Annotated in this window: 15 protein-coding genes; 6 read left to right on the plus strand and 9 right to left on the minus strand. The window is 41.5% G+C overall.

The window, feature by feature from the left end; translation table 11 throughout:
* Positions 1 to 177: 177 nt before the first annotated feature.
* The 6 genes from LC653_RS18765 to LC653_RS18790 form a co-directional block, all read right to left on the minus strand.
* The gene (locus LC653_RS18765; RefSeq protein WP_229496057.1) at positions 178 to 2013 is read right to left on the minus strand and encodes a phospholipase D-like domain-containing protein; all 1836 of its coding nucleotides are present in this window, start codon (positions 2011 to 2013) and stop codon (positions 178 to 180) included.
* A gap of 85 nt (positions 2014 to 2098) precedes the next feature.
* Complete coding sequence (locus LC653_RS18770) at positions 2099 to 2446, minus strand: hypothetical protein (protein WP_229496059.1); 348 nt, start codon at positions 2444 to 2446, stop codon at positions 2099 to 2101.
* 149 nt (positions 2447 to 2595) lie between these two features.
* A complete protein-coding gene (locus tag LC653_RS18775) occupies positions 2596 to 3192 on the minus strand; it encodes a Uma2 family endonuclease (RefSeq protein WP_229496061.1) in 597 nt (198 codons plus the stop codon).
* A 156-nt stretch (positions 3193 to 3348) separates the two neighbouring features.
* On the minus strand, positions 3349 to 7845 hold the full coding sequence (locus tag LC653_RS18780; RefSeq protein WP_229496113.1) for a translation initiation factor IF-2 N-terminal domain-containing protein: 4497 nt from the start codon (positions 7843 to 7845) through the stop codon (positions 3349 to 3351).
* Positions 7846 to 8007: 162 nt separating this feature from the next.
* Complete coding sequence (locus LC653_RS18785; protein WP_229496063.1) at positions 8008 to 8925, minus strand: histone deacetylase family protein; 918 nt, start codon at positions 8923 to 8925, stop codon at positions 8008 to 8010.
* Between the two features lie 234 nt (positions 8926 to 9159).
* Positions 9160 to 9939 carry an MBL fold metallo-hydrolase gene (locus LC653_RS18790; protein WP_229496065.1) on the minus strand — a complete coding sequence of 260 codons (780 nt, stop codon included), beginning with the start codon at positions 9937 to 9939 and terminating at the stop codon, positions 9160 to 9162.
* Between the two features lie 209 nt (positions 9940 to 10148).
* Between LC653_RS18790 and LC653_RS18795 the strand changes: the two genes are divergently transcribed.
* The 6 genes from LC653_RS18795 to LC653_RS18820 all read left to right on the plus strand — a co-directional run bounded on the left by LC653_RS18795 (position 10149) and on the right by LC653_RS18820 (position 18937).
* Positions 10149 to 11042 carry an alpha/beta fold hydrolase gene (locus tag LC653_RS18795; RefSeq protein ID WP_229496067.1) on the plus strand — a complete coding sequence of 298 codons (894 nt, stop codon included), beginning with the start codon at positions 10149 to 10151 and terminating at the stop codon, positions 11040 to 11042.
* A gap of 306 nt (positions 11043 to 11348) precedes the next feature.
* On the plus strand, positions 11349 to 12407 hold the full coding sequence (locus LC653_RS18800) for a serine/threonine protein kinase (RefSeq protein WP_229496069.1): 1059 nt from the start codon (positions 11349 to 11351) through the stop codon (positions 12405 to 12407).
* A 304-nt stretch (positions 12408 to 12711) separates the two neighbouring features.
* Complete coding sequence (locus tag LC653_RS18805; RefSeq protein ID WP_229496070.1) at positions 12712 to 13044, plus strand: hypothetical protein; 333 nt, start codon at positions 12712 to 12714, stop codon at positions 13042 to 13044.
* 33 nt (positions 13045 to 13077) lie between these two features.
* The gene (locus tag LC653_RS18810; RefSeq protein WP_229496072.1) at positions 13078 to 14718 is read left to right on the plus strand and encodes an AAA-like domain-containing protein; all 1641 of its coding nucleotides are present in this window, start codon (positions 13078 to 13080) and stop codon (positions 14716 to 14718) included.
* 239 nt (positions 14719 to 14957) lie between these two features.
* Positions 14958 to 15584: a type I restriction enzyme HsdR N-terminal domain-containing protein gene (locus LC653_RS18815; protein WP_229496073.1), complete on the plus strand. Its 627-nt coding sequence runs from the start codon at positions 14958 to 14960 to the stop codon at positions 15582 to 15584.
* Between the two features lie 614 nt (positions 15585 to 16198).
* A complete protein-coding gene (locus LC653_RS18820; protein WP_308189102.1) occupies positions 16199 to 18937 on the plus strand; it encodes an AAA-like domain-containing protein in 2739 nt (912 codons plus the stop codon).
* A gap of 266 nt (positions 18938 to 19203) precedes the next feature.
* Here LC653_RS18820 and LC653_RS18825 read toward each other — a convergent pair whose 3' ends face one another.
* The 3 genes from LC653_RS18825 to LC653_RS18835 all read right to left on the minus strand — a co-directional run bounded on the left by LC653_RS18825 (position 19204) and on the right by LC653_RS18835 (position 21033).
* On the minus strand, positions 19204 to 19458 hold the full coding sequence (locus LC653_RS18825) for a hypothetical protein (RefSeq protein ID WP_229496074.1): 255 nt from the start codon (positions 19456 to 19458) through the stop codon (positions 19204 to 19206).
* Between the two features lie 36 nt (positions 19459 to 19494).
* Entirely contained in the window at positions 19495 to 20202 is a 708-nt protein-coding gene (locus LC653_RS18830; protein WP_229496075.1) for a Uma2 family endonuclease, read from the minus strand.
* Between the two features lie 63 nt (positions 20203 to 20265).
* The gene (locus LC653_RS18835; protein WP_229496076.1) at positions 20266 to 21033 is read right to left on the minus strand and encodes a Uma2 family endonuclease; all 768 of its coding nucleotides are present in this window, start codon (positions 21031 to 21033) and stop codon (positions 20266 to 20268) included.
* Positions 21034 to 21165 lie beyond the last annotated feature (132 nt).

A 21165-nucleotide genomic window follows, 5' to 3' on the forward strand; every position in this document is an offset into this window, starting at 1 on the left:
ATCCCAAATCAGGACGACGGATTTATTGGCTGTCTTTCGGAGAATTATTACTACTGAAGTATGAAAATATACTAATTAAATTTACGCACTGTATAATTCGGCATCATGCATGTTCAGAAATTTGGTTACTTCAAACAGTTAATTGAAACCGAAAAGTCTCATACTATGTTTGTTTTTTTAGGTATATTGCGAAATAAAATTATCAGGTGAATCACTCTTTTGGGCAATATTGAGGCGTATAAACTGCGCCCAGACTTCATCACTAAGTAAGTTTAAAGCAGTTTTGGAATTATTAATTGCGATCGCGCCCATAACTTTCCGCCATCCCTGTTGCAATTGCTCAATAAAAGCTTCTTCAATAGAAACTTGACTCAGCAACGAAAGTGCAGTTTTAAAAGTTGCTGAATCACCTGATAAATTTTTCGATTTTAATCCCTGTAGTGCTACATTCAACCATACAGCCAGAAGTTCAAACCAATTATTTTTTTGTATCTCTTTGAGTGCAATATCTTCCATACCTAGCGCACCCCACACACATAAAGACTCTATAGCAAGTTTATAATCACGGTTTTCTAGAGCATTTTGCCATAATTTTTGAGCATGATTTTGGAAGCGATTAGCAAGAAATTGATAAGCTTCCTGGACTTGATGTGGAATTGTAACTTTATAAACTGACTCACCTCGTGGTAGGTAATCGCCGCGATAGGATAACCAGTTATGAGATCCGCAAAGATGAATTTCTTTATCAACTATTACTTCTTTAACATGGGAATCTCCCAACCAAAAAACCTGTACAGATGGTAAACCATCAGGTGTTTTGATCGCTCGAAGTTTTTTCTCTAGTTCTGGTGGAATTAGTTTATCTTCATCTTCTTGTCGCCGCGCAATTCCATGTCCAATTAAAATCCAAACTCCGCGATTAGCTAATTTCTGTAACAAAGTTAGAAATTTTTCATTGACAACTGCCTGATTCACCCAAGGAGAATAAATTAGAATCTGACTTTTAGCCGAATTTAAAACTTCTGAAAAAGCTAGGCTAATTTGTGCATCGCGTAACTGTACGGCTTCACCTAACGCTTTATAGTTATCTCCCTCATCAGTGGCTTTTGTGGCAGCCTCTAGCGCCTTTTGGCGAATCTTTTCGAGCCTAGCTTCTATTTCAGTATTTTTCTGCTTGAGAATGGCTTCACGTTGAAAATTGATGGTTTCGGTTGACAATTTGCATAATGCTTGCAAAGATATTTTACCTTCAGTATGTAGCAGTTCTAACCAATTTGATGCTGACTCTAAAATTTGCTTTCCATTTCTTATTTGAATGGTCAATTTCTCTTCAAGAGCATCAAATATAACGAAAAGCGATATCTTTCTCCAAATTTTTTGAGTTGAAGCTAGTACCCTACAGGAAGTGACGATTTTTCCCTCTTCTGGTACATGAAGTGCTAAACCTGAAGCTTGAATACTTTTTTGGATTTCCTCAAGCGGTAAGGAAGAGATATCAGCAATTGTATGATCAAGAGTGATAAAGTCTGCCAAGTCAGGCAAAGTTATCGTTGTCTCATTTAAGGATTCAGATTGAAAGGTTATCTTGTCGCTTAAAGGGTCTGTAATAGCATAAATTTGTATAGGATATGGCGGCTGTGGTACAGACCCTTTTTCATAAAATGAGCGACCTTCAGGAGTAACTGTTAGTGGCGATGTTGGTGATAGAGTTTGTAATGAACGAAGAGTTGTAGTAGTAGTTTTAATAAATACAGAATCAAGCCCAAGTACAGAGGCTAATTCATCTTCTGTTGGCGGAGGTTGAAATTCAATAGCGGCGCGGATAATAAATTCTTCAAGTACGTTAAACTGGCGGGGTTCCTTGATATTTACTTCTACCTGAGTTTGACGCAAACTATAACGGAATTCACGCGCTGCTAAAACTGATAGACTAGGACTTTGCGCTTCTATTTCGTCTACCAATTTTTTGAGATTGTCATCAATCGGTTTAGCAGAAGAGGCGATAAATATCAACGAAACCTCCATGTAGACGCACGATTTGAATGTAGTTCTGTATTTGTGCTGTTAATCTCTTGAAAAACTTCCTCTAATGTTTATGTTAGTGCGGCTTTTGATGGGCCTCTTCTTGAGATATTATTGAGTTTTGCCACTTTTCAGCACGACTTCCAAATCCTGTTATGTCATGCTCTTGAGTTGCAATAGTTGCAGCCTCAATATTTGACCACGGAAAGAAGAAATCGTATCCTGAAGCTATTCCTATAGCCCAGTCAATATGAGTTATTCGGATACCATGCTCATCAACAGCTTGTATTTCTCCGACATAGCTAGCTAAGGGTGCTATCCCTTTTTTGATGGTCAACGCAACCCAAAAACCTGGTGCTAAAGTTCTATTGTGGTAATCTTGTTTTGGTATGTTTTTTTCTGGCTTTTCAAAACCTTTAGTCATTTTTAACTCCTTTTTATAGTTCCTCAAAAGCAAAATTTTACGACAAAAAGTGTCGGCTTTTAAAATCGTTAATTTGCTCAGTATTTCGCCTCAATTTCATTCCCCAAATTTTTGAGATTGTCATCAATTGGTTTAGCAGAAATCGCCAGCTATTTGTGAAGCGCCTGCTGAAAAGTCTTGATAGCATCAACATGATTCACCATATTAATGCAGCGTAACAACAAATCCAGATCGATACCTTTAACCTCCTCACTACTGGAAACCCTTTCATAGTGAAGTACGTTGCCTTCTTTTTGCAGGTGATAAACTTCTAACACTCCATCTTCCCAGAACCACACTTCTGGAATCAACAGCCGTTTGTATGCCTCCAGTTTGTTGATACCGCCACTGGTAAACACCACCTCTATTGCCAAATCGGGACGCACTCGACCAGGGGCAAGTTTATAAGATTTATCTGCTTCTCGCTTTACAGCACCCGATTCACTTTCTAAGGTCATTGACCCAGTTGGAGTAAAGTCAAACCCTGCCATGAGCAAGTAAAGTTCTAACAATGCGCCGAGTCTTTCCTTAACAGTTTCGTGGGGTTCTCCAGGCATTCTTCGGATCTCCAAAACACCATCCAGGAAAGACAGCCGATATCCTGGACGGTCTAATAACTGCTCAACTGCTTTGAATTCTCTCCAAGTCAGTCCTTCAAACAAAAGTGGTGATTCTTTTGTGGGTGTAGCTATCGCTGCTGGGGTCATAAAAGTCTCCAGTCTGTTTCTAAATGAAAAATAATCAGTTTTGAAGGGCAGTTTGTTAATTGTAACTTCTTTCTAGGAGCTTAAAAATTACTTTTTCTCACCTTTTTATATTTGCTGTTTCTCACCTAAGCCTTTAATTAACAACAAAATAACTTTTCAAATAATTAGAGAAACATCAACGAAACCTCCATGAAGACTGACAATATTTGAAACTTCAGAATACATACTTCCGACTTTACCTGATTGATGGGTAAACAAATTATGACAACCCACAATTATCAAGAGTTCTTGAGCGCGAGAAAAAGCAACATTTACCCGTTCTGGCTTCTTAGCAAATCCTACATCTCCTTTACTATTGTTGCGAACCATACTTACAATTACAACAGGTCTTTCCATACCTTGAAATCGGTCTACTGTACCAGTACGAATTTCTAATGAAGGGAAAAGTTCAGATTGCAGCCGCTCATCAATTTTTCTTAATTGAGCGCCATAAAATGTAATTACGGCAATTTCTTTTTTCGGTTCACCATTAGCAACTTTAGAAGCCCAAGTAGTCTCGAACTGTTGACACAGACGTTCAATCGCATCAATTTCTTGAGTATTGAAGTAAGAAGTTCCGTTTCTTTGCTCTAAAAACTGATTCTCTATAGGCGTTTTTACCCAAATAAGATGCTGAGATTCTTGGATGATTTCGCCTGCTAGATGATGTGCGCGTTTTGTATCCGGCTCTAAAATACCAGATTTTAGTTTACCATCATAAAACTGATTGATTGCTCCCATAATAAATGGGTGCATTCGATATTGTGTAATTAGCATTTGTTTGATGCTTTCATCAGCAGATTCAAACTGACTTTTAAATAGTGATTCTTCTAAGAATTGTAGTTCTTCTCGTGTGTTGCCAATTGTTTGAGCAACTTCTTCCAAAGTGCTGGTATCAAGCATGGGTGGTAATTGCCGATGATCGCCTACCATGACTAACTTTTTACCTTTCAATGCTGGGATTAGTAACTCTGGTGGAGTACACTTACTAACCTCATCAATAATGACAACATCAAAGGATTTGAATTCTTCAGAAAAGCCTCTATTTGCAGCTTGAACACAGGTGATACCGACGACATTGGCATTATCTAAATATATGCGCCTTAAATCGTTGTGTAGGCGTAGCTCGCCGCAGGCATCGCGCTCTGTTGGATTTCTTAATTTTCCTATCCAATCTTGTACAAAATTTTGATATTTATTAAGATAAATTTCATCTTTTTGGAGTTGCTGTTGCCAAGATTCAAAGCTAATGTTTATGCTACGTAGTAACTCTATGTTAAACAAGTCATTAGCAAACTTTTCTGGTTTAAACTTATCTGGTATTCTTTGCCATTCTGCCAACCACCAGCTTCTTTCTTCTATCAAAATTTCTGATGGGTGTGGTTGTAATTTCTCTTCTATTTCACGTAGGCTAATTCGGAATTTTTGAAGCTGCTGTACAGAAGTTTCGGTTTCTTGCTGTAGCTTTGATAAATGCTCATAAAGAGAGTTTTTAATTATCTCCAACACAGCAAAAGGTTCTAATAATGAAATTAAGGTTTCAAGTTGACTGATGCAAGTTTCCCAAGAATGCACTTGATTTGAAAACTCTTGCGGTTGCTCCCAAATATTTGATTGTGTTGCGAAATATTTTTCAGTTAGAATGCGTAATTGAGCAGGTATATTTTGTTGGTTAAGTTCTTGTAAAATATTAATAACTCGTCCAAGTTGCAAATTAGCATCTTGCTGTGCTTTTTCGGCTTCCGCTTGAGTAATGGATATTTGCTGCTGGCTAACTTCATTTTTTTGAAGTTCATTTAATTGGCATTGCAGATGCTGAAGCTGTTGATCAGTTTCTGTTTTGACTTTTAAAACGCATTGACGTGCATTTACAAGAATAGTATCTAGCAATTCTTGTGTCATCTGGGTGAGAGTAGAGTCGATGTTATTCCATTCCCACGATGCGCCATAAGTCCGTTGCATTCTAATTAAAAAAACCTGGGTATTTTCAACTAATAATTTTCGCTGTTTGGGGTTGAGTAGCTGATAATTATTAAACTGTTGATAGGTTTCTTGCCATTGGGTGCGATCGCTCTTTGATAGCACCATTGGAATCTGACTAAAATTTTGTTGTAAAAAATAACTAAAATTATGCTGTTTACCCCGCCTGTCAGTAAAACTTCCGTCTATTTCATAAGCGATCGCCTTTGTCAATAACTCCCATTCTGGCAGATTAATTTTGTAAACTTTTGGTACTATTGGTAATTTCAAGGTATTCGCAAACATCAACAAACCTAACGGCAAGTCAACTAAATTTTCTGTTAGTGGTAAACCTGATTGCTGACAATCTTTCAAAGTTTGATAAAGATGAGAAGGTGCTGTAGATTTCCATTCCTTAACTGCTGAGATAATATAATCTATTTCGCGCTTGCGGTTTTCCCATATCTGGATTGTTTGCTGTATGTTTTGCAGTTTGGCAAGATATTCATGATAATCTGGTTGTAGCTGATTTAACGAGGCGAAATTCTGTTTAACAACCTCAACTGATACTGCAACTTCTAAAATGGCTTTACTTGCCTCTTGAGCAGAAGTCAAAGCTGTTTTAAATCCAGAAATTTCTCTTGCTACAGTTTCATGCAACCAAACCGCTAAACCAAAAGCACCAAGCGCCGGACGCACAAAGCCAAGTTCATCAGTATATTTGATAGTTTGACGAACGTTTGCTAAAAATTCTTCTACTAAACTGTTACCTTCTGTATATGGCTTAAGAAGCGGCAAAAAATCTGTAACTTCTGGAGCTTTCCAGTTTATATTTGGTGCAGTATTTAGTATATTTTCTAGTCCTGCAATTAGGGATTCAACCTCGTTTTGTTTTTCTACAGTTTCGTTGTAATATTTTTCTTGGTTTTTAAAGTCGCTCTCTACTTTTAACTTATTTTTCTTGAATTTAATTTGTTGCCGATTGAATTCTTCCTCGGCTTGGAAGTAGGCTGTAAATCTTTGTGATGATGCGAGTAATTGACTGAAAACTTGGATATTTTCGAGCCGTTGAGTGAGATTATTTTCGCAGTCATAAGCTGTATTTTCTAGCCATCTGCCAATCACTTGGTCTTCTAAAAATGGCTGTCCTTCTTCGCCAACTTTCTCGGCTCTGCCTTTTCGTACAGCGCGAATTACGGGGTTGTGAACTAATCGACTCAGGGCATTATCTACTGCTAAATTGGCTTGAGATGCGATTAAGGTACGTCCACCGCGAAGCGCAATTTGATAGCAAATCTCGGCAATTACGGTAGTTTTACCAGTACCTGGTGGCCCTTGGATAAGAACAAGATCCTTAGCGGCAAGTACCTTTTCTACTGCTGCTTTTTGACCAGGATTAGCAGAAGATAATAACAAATCCTGTGGTTGAATTTCGATAGTTGTTTTGATTTGTCTAGCCTGGGAAGCATCGAATAAAAAGTTACCCAAATATGGATTTTGGGTGTAACCATTATTTAAATCATCTAAAGCTTTTTTCTTGCGCTGAATCTGCTGAATATCACCAACTGCTTCAAAACACAAAAATCCGGTATCTGGCAACTTATAACGCTCTGTTGCCATGAATTCAGCTAAGTCACGTTCTAATCTGAGGCTGATAATACAACGGTTGGGGTCAACTTCCTCAACAGTCCCTAATTGACGACCACTAATCCAATTTTTGCCGACGGGAGCAGTTTCAAAAAGTTTTAAATCTTCGTTTTTTGTGCGTCTTGCTCGTTCCCAAAAATTGTCTACATCGAGAGAATTTTGATAAAACCCGTCAAGGGTGGCTGAAGTTACATCTATTTCAAAACTGATTCGTCTTTTGAAGTTATAGTTATGACTTACATAACGCACGCAAAACTGACGTGCTTTCGCGATTTTTTCCTCAATTTGCAAAAATGCTTTCCAAGCTTTAAGCTGTTCTTCTGTAGGCACATTTTCGCCACAAACTGGTGCGGCTGCGATGCGTTTCAATGTTGCGGGTGGAATGTCGAGATGATGCTGATGATTAGGTAGCAAACGCAAGCGACAAGGTATAGCATAGCTATCAGCGTGTCCCCGTGAGGGTTGTAACAACTGAGCCGAAAGTATTTTTATACCGCCGCGTCCATCTTTTGGTACAGCCGCTCTAAATCCTAATGTTTTTTTGAGCTTCTCAAGTCTTGCGGGTAATGGAAAATCATCGGAGTCTGCTGCTATTGTCAAATCCCAAATTTCTTCTCTTGCTTCTTTCCCCGCACCTTTGCGACGCACATAAAATAGAGAAGGCTTTTTACCGACACATTCATACATTAACTCATTGGCGCGATCGCGCCGCTCCCTAAATTCGGGATATGATTTCAGGGCAGCTTCACTTTCAAGATGGCGGATGAAACTATCAATTGCTGAAGCTATAAACATATAGCCCCAATCTTCAGAGTTTGTTTTAGCTTTCGAGGATTTTGCTGTTAGTTTATTTGCTACTGAACGAATACGTTCTGCATCGGATTCTGAGATGGTACTGGTATGGCTTTTGACTACAATTTTGAGCTTTTCGCAAATTAATAATAGCTTCTTGTTATCTAAATTCAATTCTTTTGCTAGTTCGTAGATTCTAAGTTTGCCGTTGTTCATCCAGTACTGCCTTTGCACACAAGGTTTTTATATTTTAGAACTCAATACGATTCAGTTAAGGCTAGTGCTGGTTGTCAAAGTCATTTTTTTAATTAACCGCAGAGACGCAGAGTACACAGAGAGAAGAAATAAAAGGAAAAATTGCTTAACTAAGCGGCTGCATCAAAGTTTATACTGCTGGTAAACTTCACTGGCGGCGCGATGCAGCAGGGAGTGTCGCCATACTAAGGATTTCATATCATCAGCATAACCGCCGCCAATAACGCAGGCGACTGGATAACCGCTACTTATACAGGTACTCAAAACCTGCATTTCTCGGCGGAAAATGCCAGCATCAGTAAGGGCTAATTTGCCCAAGCGATCGCCTATGTGAGGGTCAACACCTGCATCATAAAATACTAAGTCTGGCTTGACTTTAGATAATAAATCTGATAGATAATTCGCTAAAGTTTGTAAATAAGCATCATCCTCCATTCCCACCGGCAAAGGAACATCCAAATCGCTGTTTTGTTTAGTACCGGGGAAATTGACTTGGCAGTGCATGGAAAAAGTAAAAACGCTGTTGTCGTCTTGGAAGATAAAAGCGGTGCCGTCTCCTTGATGCACATCCAAATCTACAATTAGGATTTTTTGGACGAGTCCGAATTTTTGTAAAACGCGACAGGCGATCGCTAAATCGTTGAAAATACAAAAACCAGATCCATAACTAGGAAAAGCATGATGAGTTCCACCAGCCGTATTACAAGCTAAACCCTGACTTAGTGCCAGTTTAGCAGTAAGTATCGTACCACCTACCGCCACACAGGTACGATTCGCTAATGCTGGACTCCAAGGCAAACCAATGCGACGCTGTGCTTTGGAATCTAGGGTTCCCTCATAGTAAGCTTGAACGTAGCTTGGAGTGTGGACTAATTCTATCAACTCTGACGAGGGACGTTTGGGGGTGTGAAATTGCTCTTGATTCGCTACACCATCAGCTAACAACAATTGGTAAAGTTGCCGGAATTTAGACATCGGGAAACGATGTCCTTCAGGTAGCGGAGCAACGTAATCTGGGTGGTAAATAATTGGCAAGTCCATGTTATTAATTTTTAACCATAGTCTGATGGCAAACTATGAGACAATTTTCTCTAATAAATCCTAAGTACCCAACGTCAGGTAAACATATAAGGTAAACATATATTGATTAAAAAGTTGCACAAACGCTATAGCTTTTCCTAATCAAATGAGATACATGAGAGCAAGCTCTTCGCTTGCTCTTAGGGGGTTGGGGGTGGGGTTCAGCAATATGGCAACCAGTATCTACTCTCAAACTTAGATTGCTAATGCTCGTTTTTCTAATGGTAGTTCAAAGCGATCGCCTGGTTTTGGCTCAAGTATCCGCGTCGAAAGATTGTTTTTCTCTACTAACGAACGAAATTCCTCAGCAGTTCCTTTAGTCTGAATCAATTTCATCAGCAATCCCTCAAACGCCACATCACCACCAGCCGCAGTAGGTATTATTACTTGAGGCTGTAATGACTTTACTACTTCTAAAGCACTATTTTGTCCTTTAATAATCGGCCCAAGCAAAGGCAATGTCATGTCAATAAACGGTGTAATCACTACATCTATAGGTACAGCTTGCTTAAGTTCTGGGGAATGATACCCGTGAGGCTCGTAGTATACAGTTAAACCACTCTCCAATTCTTTGAGGAGATAACTATTTTCTACCAGAGTGGGGCCAATTGGAGAGCCTGGAAAAGCCTTAATTTCAACTTGATTATTTAAAGTGAAAGTTTCACCATGAGCCAATACTGTTACTTGGGTGTAACCTAACTGCTGTACAACCTTCGCAGCATTGGGAGAAGCTACAACTTTGATGCTGTGATCCAGCAGCTTGAGCGTTGGTGGATGAGCGTGGTCTTCTAAACCTTGAGACAGCAGAATCAGATCAATGTTATCTGGTATTGGGCGATTTTGCGATCGCGAACCTTTAAATAACCAATCCAAATTGCTGAAAATTAACGAACCAACCAACCAAGGGTCAATTAGTATTCGTTTCCTGCCGATTTCCAGCAGCCAAGAGTTGCTGTCGAACCAAGTTAAAAACATAAAATTTGTGAAGATAACGCCTACCTTCATTATCAATCGTGTCAGCTTTCTTAGTAAGCAATGAGGCCAATACTTGTATTCGTCCGGTCAAGTCTACACACGCACTTCTTTTAACGGTCGTATAAAGTTCAAAAATAGGATTTTGTTCAAACTTGATTTTAGGTCAGAGAACATTAATATATTTAAGAAAGACTTTATTAATCTTCATAATGACTGTAACTACACAGCAGCTTGCAACTCAAGACGCCTTTGAAAAATTCATTTGGACTTGGCAGGGCTACAAAATCCAGTACACTGTCATGGGCACAGGACGCCCTCTGGTACTGGTTCACGGCTTCGGTGCTTCCATTGGACACTGGCGCAAAAATATTCCAGTTTTAGCTCATGCTGGCTACCAGGTGTTTGCTATAGACCTTTTAGGTTTTGGCGGTTCCGATAAAGCGCCGATTGATTACAGTGTGGAAGTTTGGGTGGAACTGCTAAAAGATTTCTGCACAGCACACATACACGAACCTGCTGTATTTATTGGCAACTCCATCGGCGCACTTTTGAGCTTGATTGTACTGGTAGAACATCCAGAAATTGCTGCTGGTGGTATTTTAATTAACTCTGCGGGTGGCTTGAGTCATCGTCCCCACGAATTTAACCCGCCGCTACGGATTGTAATGGCAACTTTTAATCGGTTTGTGCGATCGCCAATTACAGGTAAATTTGTCTATAACCGCATCCGCCAAAAAGCCCAAATTCGCCGCACCCTCTACCAAGTTTACAAAAACCGTGAAGCCGTCACCGATGAATTAGTCGATTTACTTTATACTCCCTCTTGCGACCCAGGAGCGCAACAAGTTTTCGCCTCCATTCTCACAGCCCCTCCTGGCCCAAGCCCAGAGGAACTTTTGCCCAAAGTAGAACGTCCTTTATTAGTAATTTGGGGTGCTGACGATCCTTGGACACCAATTACTGGGGCAAAGATTTACGAAGAGGCGCGTGAGAATGGCAAAGAAATCAAAATTGTTCCCATTCCCAATGCCGGTCATTGTCCCCACGATGAAGTTCCAGATATTGTTAATGCCCAGATTGTCGATTGGCTAGCGCAAAGTTAAGAATTTCGCGCCAAGACGCAAATCCAAAGGCACTTTCTGCTGATGCGCCTTGACCCATGCAGGGTAGAAATGGGGCTAACAATCTGGGTGAGTGGATCTTAATCTTTATAATTGCACCTTGACAGAATGAAAAAGCAGGGGAGCAGGGAGCAGGGAGCAGGGGAGAAAAACTTTTCAAAAAGCGGGTGGGGCTTCAACCAAGAGTGAGAAAAGGAGCCGGGGGACTTTTGCCCACAATTCGGCAAGGTTTGTACCTTTTCCCTTACCCCCTGCCCCCTGCCTCTTATCAAACTCGTATGGTGTGTAATGGAGCTTGATGTGCGTAATGGACATAAAGGGGTAATTCCCTTAAATCACCATCCAGATTTTTCCAAACAAGGCTATCAAGTTATCAGCGAACTAGGACGCAACCGAGAAGGGGGACGCATTACTTACTTAGCTAATGTCCTCAACTCTAAGCAACAGGTGGTGATTAAAGAGTTTTGTTTTGCTCGTGCGGATGCTGATTTGTCAGGTGTGAAAGCATATCAGCGCGAAATCGAAATTTTGCAGCAACTCAATCATTCTCGCATCCCTCGCTATGTAGATTCTTTTGAAATACCAGGGGCTTTTTATCTGGTGCAGGAATACAAAAATGCCCCATCTTTAAGCTTAACGAGCGGCTTTAATCCAGAAGAAATAAAGCAAATTGCTTTGTCAATTTTAGAGATTTTGGTTTATCTACAAAAGCAAATTCCGCCAATTATTCATCGGGATATTAAGCCAGAGAATATTTTGGTTGATGAGCAACTAAATGCTTATCTGGTTGATTTTGGTTTGGCTAGAATACAGGGTGCAAAAGTAGCTCTGAGCAGCTTTGTAGCAGGAACCCCAGGTTTTATGCCACCAGAGGAACAGTTTGGTCATTCCCTGACTGAGGCATCAGATTTATATAGTTTAGGAGCAACGCTGATTTGCTTACTTACTAATACTCGTTCTGTTGAAATTGGGAAATTAATTGATGATAACTATCGCTTTAATTTCCAGCAATTAGTTCCTCAAATCAGTCCCCGTTTCCGGCGGTGGTTGATGAAAATGGTGGAACGCAACCGAAAACGTCGCTATGCTAATGCGGCTATTGCTTTAAAAGCACTTGGGTCAATTGAAGTTGTTGGTAGTGCCACTGGGATAGATAATTTAATCAGGACAATCAAACCTAGAAAACGAGCTACTTGGTTGGGACTAGCTACTGTTGTTACACTGGCTGCGATGGGGGCAACTTTGATGAGTTGTCAGCCTGGTAATCCGGTTAGGCAATTACTGGAAGCTACAGAATGTCAAAGTTTTGATTTAAGCTCAGGTTGCCAAGAAAAAACCGGAGATTAAGATTAATTAGGTCGCATCTGGCTAAGGATTACAGCGGTTTTCAATTGAACAGAGTACACCTGTAGGGGCACAATATATTGTGCCCCTACAATTATGTGTATTCCACACTTCTGAAAATTGCTGTTATTTTCATGAGTATAAACCAATACAGTTCAGTTAAGGCTTGATCCTCCCTAACCCTCCTTAAAAAGGAGGGAACTAAGCCCCCTTTTTTAAGGGGGGTTGGGGGGATCTTCCGAGGTCAAACATCACTAACTGAACTGTATTGGAGTATAAACAACTCATTAACCGAGTTCAAAGGTGGATGAATCCAGTTCCAAGACTCGTCAACGGAGTTCAAAGGTGGATTCATCCAGTTCAAAGACTCGTTAACCCAGTTCAGAGGTGGATTCATCCAGTTCAAAGACTCGTTAACCCAGTTCAGAGGTGGATTCATCCAGTTCAAAGACTCGTTAACCCAGTTCAGAGGTGGATTCATCCAGTTCAAAGACTCGTTAACCCAGTTCAAAGGTGGATTCATCCAGTTCAAATACTCGTCAACGGAGTTCAGAGGTGGATTAATCCAGTTCAAATACTCGTTAACGGTAATGCACTATCAGTAATAGTCTTGTTATCTGCTGTAGTAAACTACATCTAAGCCAGAAGCCTGCATTCAATAGTTGATAGCGCTGTGAAAAGAATCCTGATTGTGTCAGCTAATCCCACGACGACGGATAAACTACGCTTGGACGAGGAAGTAAGGGAAATTCAGGAAGGGTTGCAACGCTCTCGCAGCCGAGATAAGTTTGAACTGATTACTAAATGGGCAGTGCGGCCTGACGATTTGCGGCGTGCGCTTTTAGATCATAATCCTCATATCATCCATTTTTCTGGACATGGTGGAGGAAATCAAGGTTTAGCCTTGGAAAATAATACAGGGCAAATGCAGCTGGTGAGTACAGAGTCACTGGCAAGGCTATTTAAATTATTTAAAGACAAAGTTGAGTGTGTATTATTAAATGCCTGCTATAGCGAGGTACAAGCTGAGGCAATTTACCAACACATTAATTGTGTGGTTGGGATGAATCGGGCAATTGGGGATAAGGCGGCGATTAAATTTGCGGTAGGCTTTTATGATGCACTGGGCGCTGATAGGTCTTATGAGGATGCTTACGAGTTTGGCTGTAGCGCTATTGATTTAGAAAGTATTCCAGAGTCTTCCACCCCAGTACTGAAAAGTCGGAACAATCCCCAAGGTGCTATCTCTGCTAACGAAACGATTCCAGATATTGAGATAAAAACAGCAGTATCCTTAGAAAATCCAGAAGGGCAGGTATCTCTAAACTCTGCATTTTATGTAGAGCGATCGCCTATTGAGGTAGACTGTTATGAAGCGATTCTTCAACCAGGGGCCTTAATTCGCATCAAAGCTCCCCGGCAGATGGGCAAAACTTCGCTGATGTCGCGGGTTCTCAATCATGCTAGTCAACATGATTATCAGACAGCACCTGTGAATTTCCAGTCAGCCGATGCAGAATTTCTCGCTAATTTAGATCAATTTTTGCAGTGGTTCTGTGCCAGCATTACCTACGAATTGAATCTACCCGATAAGTTAGACGAGTATTGGAAAGGTGTTTTAGGTAGCAAGAATAAATGTACAAATTATTTCCAACGGTATTTATTACCCGCGATTAATAGCCCCATAGCTTTGGGTTTGGATGAAGTCGATGAAGTCTTCAAGCATCCCATAATTGCGGCTGATTTTTTTGGATTACTACGAGCTTGGCATGAGCGGTCAAAGAATGAGACAGTTTGGAAAAATCTCCGGTTGGTGATTGTGCATTCTAAGGAAGTTTATATTCCACTCAATATAAATCAGTCGCCTTTTAATGTCGGTTTACCCATTGAGTTGCCAGACTTAAATCAAGTACAAGTACAAAACTTGGTACAGCGTCATAGACTCAATTGGTCTAACTCACAAATTGAAGAATTAATGACACTCGTCGGTGGTCATCCTTATTTAGTGCGGGTAGCGCTTTATGAAATTGCCCGTGGTAGGATGACGTTGGAAAATCTGCAAAAAATCGCTGCAACTCAAGAAGGGCCTTACAGTGACCATTTACGCCGCCATTGGCTGAATTTGCAAGAGGATGCAGAATTGCTAACTGCGGTTAAACAAGTGATGATGGCAAATCGCCCCGTAGATGTAGGCACAACTGAAGCGTTTAAACTCCGCAGTATGGGGTTAGTTAAGTTTCAAGGTAATGAAGTGATACCTCTGTGTGAATTGTACCGTCAATATTTTTTGAATCGGTTGGGAATTAAAAATTAAAAAAGTACATTAGGAGTGCAATAGGACTTTCATCTCCAATTAGCATTTAATACCAATTTGAAAAAAGAATGCGACACATAGACAAAACCCACCGCTTATCCAGGTATCACCCCCCTTAATCCCCCCTTGTTAAGGGGGGAGATCAGAAATCTGGTTCCCTCCCCTTTCTAAAGGGAGGGTTAGGGTGGGGTAATCTATCGCAAACATTTTTTGAATCGCTATAACTAAAAGGATTAACAATGGTTCAATTTATTCAAGGAAGAGATATAACCTTAGCCCAACTCATCGAGCAATTTGGGCTACAACGTACAGACAACGAACAGTTTTTTTCAGAGTGGCAGCAAGATTTATCTGAGTTGAGTGACTTAGAAAAGCAATCTCTCAACCAAGTCAAGGCAGAATATTTGCATTTATCCCGCTACCAAATTTTAGAACCTGTAGTCAAAATGGTGGTGCTATCTCCACTATTACGTCTAGCAGGTTTTTATCAACCGCCTTTTTACATCGCGTCGGAAGAAGAGGTAAGAATTTCTTCTGAAGACGAAGGCACAATTATCAGAGGACGTATTGATATCTTGGTGTTTCATCCTCCACTTTGGGTTCTCGTTATTGAGGCAAAACGAGCAGATTACTCGTTAGTGCCAGCAATTCCACAAGCATTGGCTTATATGTTGGCAGATGCAACTTCGGCAAAACCTGTTTTTGGGTTTATCACCAATGGTAATGAATTTAGATTTATCAAACTGTTAAAAACTGAAACTACACAATACGCTCTATCTGATTTGTTTGCTTTAGATAGTCGGGATGACATACAAACTGTCGTTAAAGTCTTAAAGCACTTAGCTTATTTAATTCGTAATTCGTAATTCGTAATCTTGTAGTGGCGTGGCAAGGCTAAAATGTTGCAAAAATAATGTAGGTTGGGTGGAGGCTTTGCGTAACCCAACATCCTGATATATGTTGGGTTGCGCTCCGCTCCACCCAACCTACGTCTACGTTTAATGCACTATTTTAAGCTTGCCACGCTAGTAGGGTGTGTTATGCCCTTGGCTAACGCGCCATCCCAATACTTTCAATGCCGTATTTCCTGCGCTAACACACTTTACCAAACTCAATACAGTTCAAGTTAAGAATAATTGTAGGTTGGGTTGAACGAAGTGAAACCCAACAAAGCCCGGAAAATGTTGGGTTTCGTTCCTCAACCCAACCTACTAACACACTTTACCAAACAGAAGCATCCTAAAATATGGAAAAGCATAATTTGTCATTGCGTTCGCCCTTGGCGTTCCCGAAGGGTACGGAACGCAGTGAAGCAAAGCAATCGCAAAGTACAGATGTTGCGATTGCTTGTCTGCGACACGCTGCGCGAACATTCCGCTCCGCTTCATTCGCAATTGACTTGTAACGATTTTGGTAAATTTGCTTGCATTGGGATGCTCCTTTACCAAACTAGCTTGGAATTTTTAATTTTGAATTGTTTATGACCCAGTACCAATATCAAGTCGGTGGTAGCCTACCTCAAAATGCCCCAACTTATGTTAGACGGCAAGCTGACGATGACCTCTATGAAGGCTTGAAGGCTGGGGATTTTTGTTATGTACTCAACTCCCGGCAGATGGGGAAATCTAGCTTGCGGGTGCAGGTAATGCAGCAGTTGCAAACAGAGGGATTTGCTTGTGCTGTTGTTGATTTTACAGCTATTGGGACGGCAGATATTACGCCAGAACAGTGGTATGCCGGGGTGATTGATACTCTGGTGGGAAGTTTGAATATTTATACAACTTTTGATTTAGATACTTGGTGGACTGATAACGGGTTGCTTTCACCAGTACAGCACTTGAGCAAGTTTATTGAAACAATATTACTAAAAACAATTACTGAAAAGATTGTTATTTTTATTGATGAAATTGACAGCGTTCTGAGTCTTTCATTCAATTTGGATGACTTTTTTGCCGTTATCCGCGATTGCTACAACCGACGAGCAGACCATCCTGAATATAACCGCCTCACCTTTGCTTTAATTGGCGTATCTACACCTTCAGATTTGATTCAAGACAAACGCCGGACACCTTTTAATATTGGGCAGGCAATTGATTTAACTGGCTTTCAACTCCAAGAGGCGCAACCCTTAGCACAGGGATTAGCAGAACTGGGTGATTCTCAAGAGTTGATGCAAGCGGTGTTGAATTGGACGGGAGGACAGCCGTTTTTGACACAAAAAGTTTGTAAGTTGTTAATTGAGGAATGCCCTGTAGAGACGCGATTTATCGCGTCTCGTGGAGACGAGGAGAAATCCCAAATTGAGGGGTTGGTGGCAGGGGTGGTAAGAAAGCGGATTATTGAGTATTGGGAGACGCAGGATGAGCCGGAGCATTTGAAGACGATTCGAGACAGAATTTTGCAAAGTGGGGAACAGAGGACTGGGCGATTGTTGGGGTTGTATCAGCATTTGCAGCAGGGAGAGATAGTAGCTGATGATAGTCCTGAACAAACTCAACTGCGGTTGACGGGTTTGGTGGTGAAGCGGGAGGGGAAGCTGCGAATTTATAACCGTATATATAAGGAGGTGTTTAAACAGGAATGGTGCGAAAAGATTTTAGCAAACTTGCGCCCCTACTCCGATACATTGAAGGCTTGGGTTGAGTCGGAACGTCAAGATGAGTCGCGCTTGTTACGGGGACAGACTTTGCACGATGCCCAAGAATGGGCAGTCGGTAAAAGTTTAAGTGATTTGGATTATCAGTTTTTAGCTGCTAGCCAAGAATTAGAAAAGCGCGATGTGCAGAAAAGGCTGGAAGCAGAGGAACAGGCAAAGCAAGTTTTAGCAGAGGCGAACCACAAAGCTAATCAACGGATTCGCATTGGTTCTTTGGTGTTAGGACTGACTGTGCTGGGGGCAGTTACATCATTAATATTTGCTCAATATCAATTGGGACAAGCAGGAACAGCAAAGGCAGAAAGAGATAATGCCCAAACCGAATTAAAAAAAGCAAAAACAGAAACCGCAGCAACCAGGCAAGATAACCAACGGATATCAGCAGACAATAAAAAAATATCACGCGACAATCAAAGGATATCGGAACAAGCTGCACAGGTAAAACGGAATCTTAGTAATGCCACCTCAAAACTGAATGCCGCAAATGCCAATGTGAATCAGGCACAGCAAAACCTGAAAGTGGCCCAAAACAAAGTGGTAGCAGCTAGCGAAAAGGCTAGTCAAGCTGAAGTACAGGCAAATCAAGCAATTCAACAACGGCAAGAGGCACAACAGCAGCGTGAAAAAGCTGTTGCAGATTTAAATCGGGCAAGGCAAGAACAAAAGCAGGCGCGACAAGAATTACAAACTGCTCAAACTGCTCTGAATGTAGCAGTCAATGCCCGTAAAACTTCTCTTGAGGAACTAAAGAAGGCAGATGCAGACAGAAAAGTTGCTTTAACGGCTACGCGATTGGAACAAGACGGAACAAATGCGTTGCGAGTATTTGATGAAAGGGAAATAGATGGTCTGTTATTAGCAATGGATACGGCAGGAACATTAAAAAGTCTGGTTAAGGATAAACAATCTTTAGCAGACTATCCAGCATACAGCCCTTTGCTTAGTTTACAGAGAATTTTATCTAATATTCGTGAACAAAATCGCTTGGAAGGGCATAGCAGTTCGGTCAACAGTGTCGTCTTCAGCCCGGATGGCAAAACTTTAGCTTCCGCTAGTGCTGACGACACCATCAAATTGTGGAATCGGGACACAGGCAAAGAAATTACCACCCTGACTGGGCATAGCAATCCGGTCATGAGCGTCGTCTTCAGCCCGGATGGCAAAACTTTAGCTTCCGCTAGTGCTAGTGCTGACAACACCATCAAATTGTGGAATCGGGACACAGGCAAAGAAATTTCCACCCTGAGAGGGCATAGCAGTTTGGTCAACAGCGTCGTCTTCAGCCCGGATGGCAAAACTTTAGCTTCCGCCAGTGATGACAACACCATCAAATTGTGGAATCGGGACACAGGCAAAGAAATTTCCACCCTGATTGGGCATAGCAGTTTGGTCAACAGCGTCGTCTTCAGCCCGGATGGACAAACTCTTGCTTCTGGTAGTTTAGACAGCACAATAATTCTGTGGAATCTGAATTTAGATAATTTACTGGTGCAGGGTTGCAGTTGGCTTAAAGGTTATTTGGCTAGCCATCCTGGTGCGGCTAAGGTGTGTCCGGGGCGGTAGGGAGATGAGGGAGATGAGGAGGATGAGGAAGCGATCGCCCTTTAATATTCATAACAGGCGACGCCGAATAGCCCGTCGTAGACATCGCTTGGTAAATTAGAAATGCGATCGCACTTTATAACCTAATTGTTGCAGTGATTCTAAGCTGAAATCTACAGTTAAGGATAATCGTAGGTTGGGTGGAACTTAAGTGTTACCCAACAAACCCGCGTCGTAGGTTGGGTTTCGTTCCTCCACCCAACCTACGCAGTTTATGGTTTTTGCCGCTAACTGAACTGTATTGGTTTAGAACTCGGTGTTTCGAGTTCTGAACACCAATGGTCGAGCAAAAAGGTCGAACTTCCGAGTTCCGAACACCAATGGCCGAGCAAAAAGGTGGAAGTTCCGAGTTCCGAACACCAATGTCCGAGCAAAAAGGTGGAAGTTCCGAGTTCCGAACACCAATGGCCGAGCAAAAAGGTGGAAGTTCCGAGTTCCGAACACCAATGGCCGAGCAAAAAGGTGGAAGTTCCGAGTTCCAAACACCAATGTCCGAGCAAAAAGGTCGAACTTCCGAGTTAAACCTCCGGTTCGACTCCCAGCGCTTTTAACTGAGCGGCCAATCTCTCTGCACGCTGGCGTTCTTTTGCTGCTAACTCCAAACCCCACAGTAATAGTTCGCCGTTGTCATCCCACCAACGCAACCAATAACCTGTGCGGTTTTCTCGGCTCCCTTGCCATACGCCTAAAAACAAATTAATTTCAGCAATCCAGTGACGATTGTTTGCATCCGGTGTTTGCAGTTGATAATATCCTAAATTATCTCGCCGATAAACTTCTAACACTCCGCCGTCTGGTTCAAAAATGGCATAGTTTGGCACTTGTAAAATCTGCTCATAATAAAACCATTTACCAGGGGGATAGGTCGGTTTACTCGAATACTCTCCACCTTCGGTATCTGAGAGAAATTCCATCACAATTAGGGGAATATCACCTTGGAGTCGTGGGGTATAACTGCGCTTCACTTCTTCTCGTGAGACTCGAATAGATGATACATATCCCCAATCTGGTGCTTTGACCACAAATCGATTATTCAAGGTGGCGCAGATACCGTAGTTAGTGATGGTTAAAGCATCGGCGGGTAGTCTACTGGCAAGTTCCAAGCTTTCTGTTAAAGCAGCAGCCAAGAGTGGCTGATTAATGTTATCCACTGGCTCGTTGTCTAAAACAAAATCATCAGGTAACTTTTCCCAAGTGATTTCATAACTGGCTGTATTGGCTAGCATAATCACAATATCTCAACTACAACTTCAATTTCTAATGGCCCGATTAAAAAATTGCACACGGCATTACTCCTGAGCAAGGGTTCGCACTTCTTCCACTGACAATGCCAAAGCTTGGGCAATCTGTTCAATGCTCAAATTCATTTGCAATAATCGGGGTATGGCATCTCTTCTGGCTTGTTCTGCAAGTTCTGCCCGTTGGCGTTCTTGTTCAGCTCGTTGCCGTTCTTGTTCAGCCCGTTGCCGTTCTTGTTCGGCGTTGCGAGAAATTTCTGTATAAGTTAAAAACCGTTCTCCATCAGGGCGATATAACTGTAAACCCTCTGGTGATGGAGCAAACCTGATTTTTAAACGAGGACTCACCCAATCTTCCATTTGGGGGATGACATCTAAACCGTCCTCGCTACGCAACCATCCATGCAAATTATTGCGATCGGGATCGTAAATGTAGTACTCTTCCACACCATAGCGATCGTAGAAAAGTAATTTCTTATCCATTTCAGTTTGGGTGTTGCTGGGAGAAAGAATTTCAAACACCACTTGTGGTGCAACTCCCTCTTCTTTCCATTGTTGGTAGCATAAGCGATCGCCTTTTGGTCTACCTAATACCACCAGCACATCTGGGGCGTTAACAATTTTGTTGCGTCCCTCTACCGGATACCAAAACAAATCCCCTGCGACAAATACATTTGGATCGTCAGCAAATAGCCAATCTAGATTCTGCTTAATTTCTACAATCCAGCCAAACTGTATGGTATTATTAGCCACTGGTTGTCCGTCACTATCTGGGTAGATGACCTCTGGCTGGGTCGGCGGTTGGATTTGCGATACCATAGCTTCGCCCTCAGAAGGATATTTAATCGGGATGCTTCCAAATTAGCAGACTCTTAAGGATGTCTGCGCCATGAATCTGGAATGACAACTAACTAAAACAGTACTATTGTTCTACAATAAACCGATTAAAGA

The organism is Nostoc mirabile CHAB5784 (assembly GCF_020829645.1).
GTDB lineage: Bacteria > Cyanobacteriota > Cyanobacteriia > Cyanobacteriales > Nostocaceae > Nostoc > Nostoc mirabile.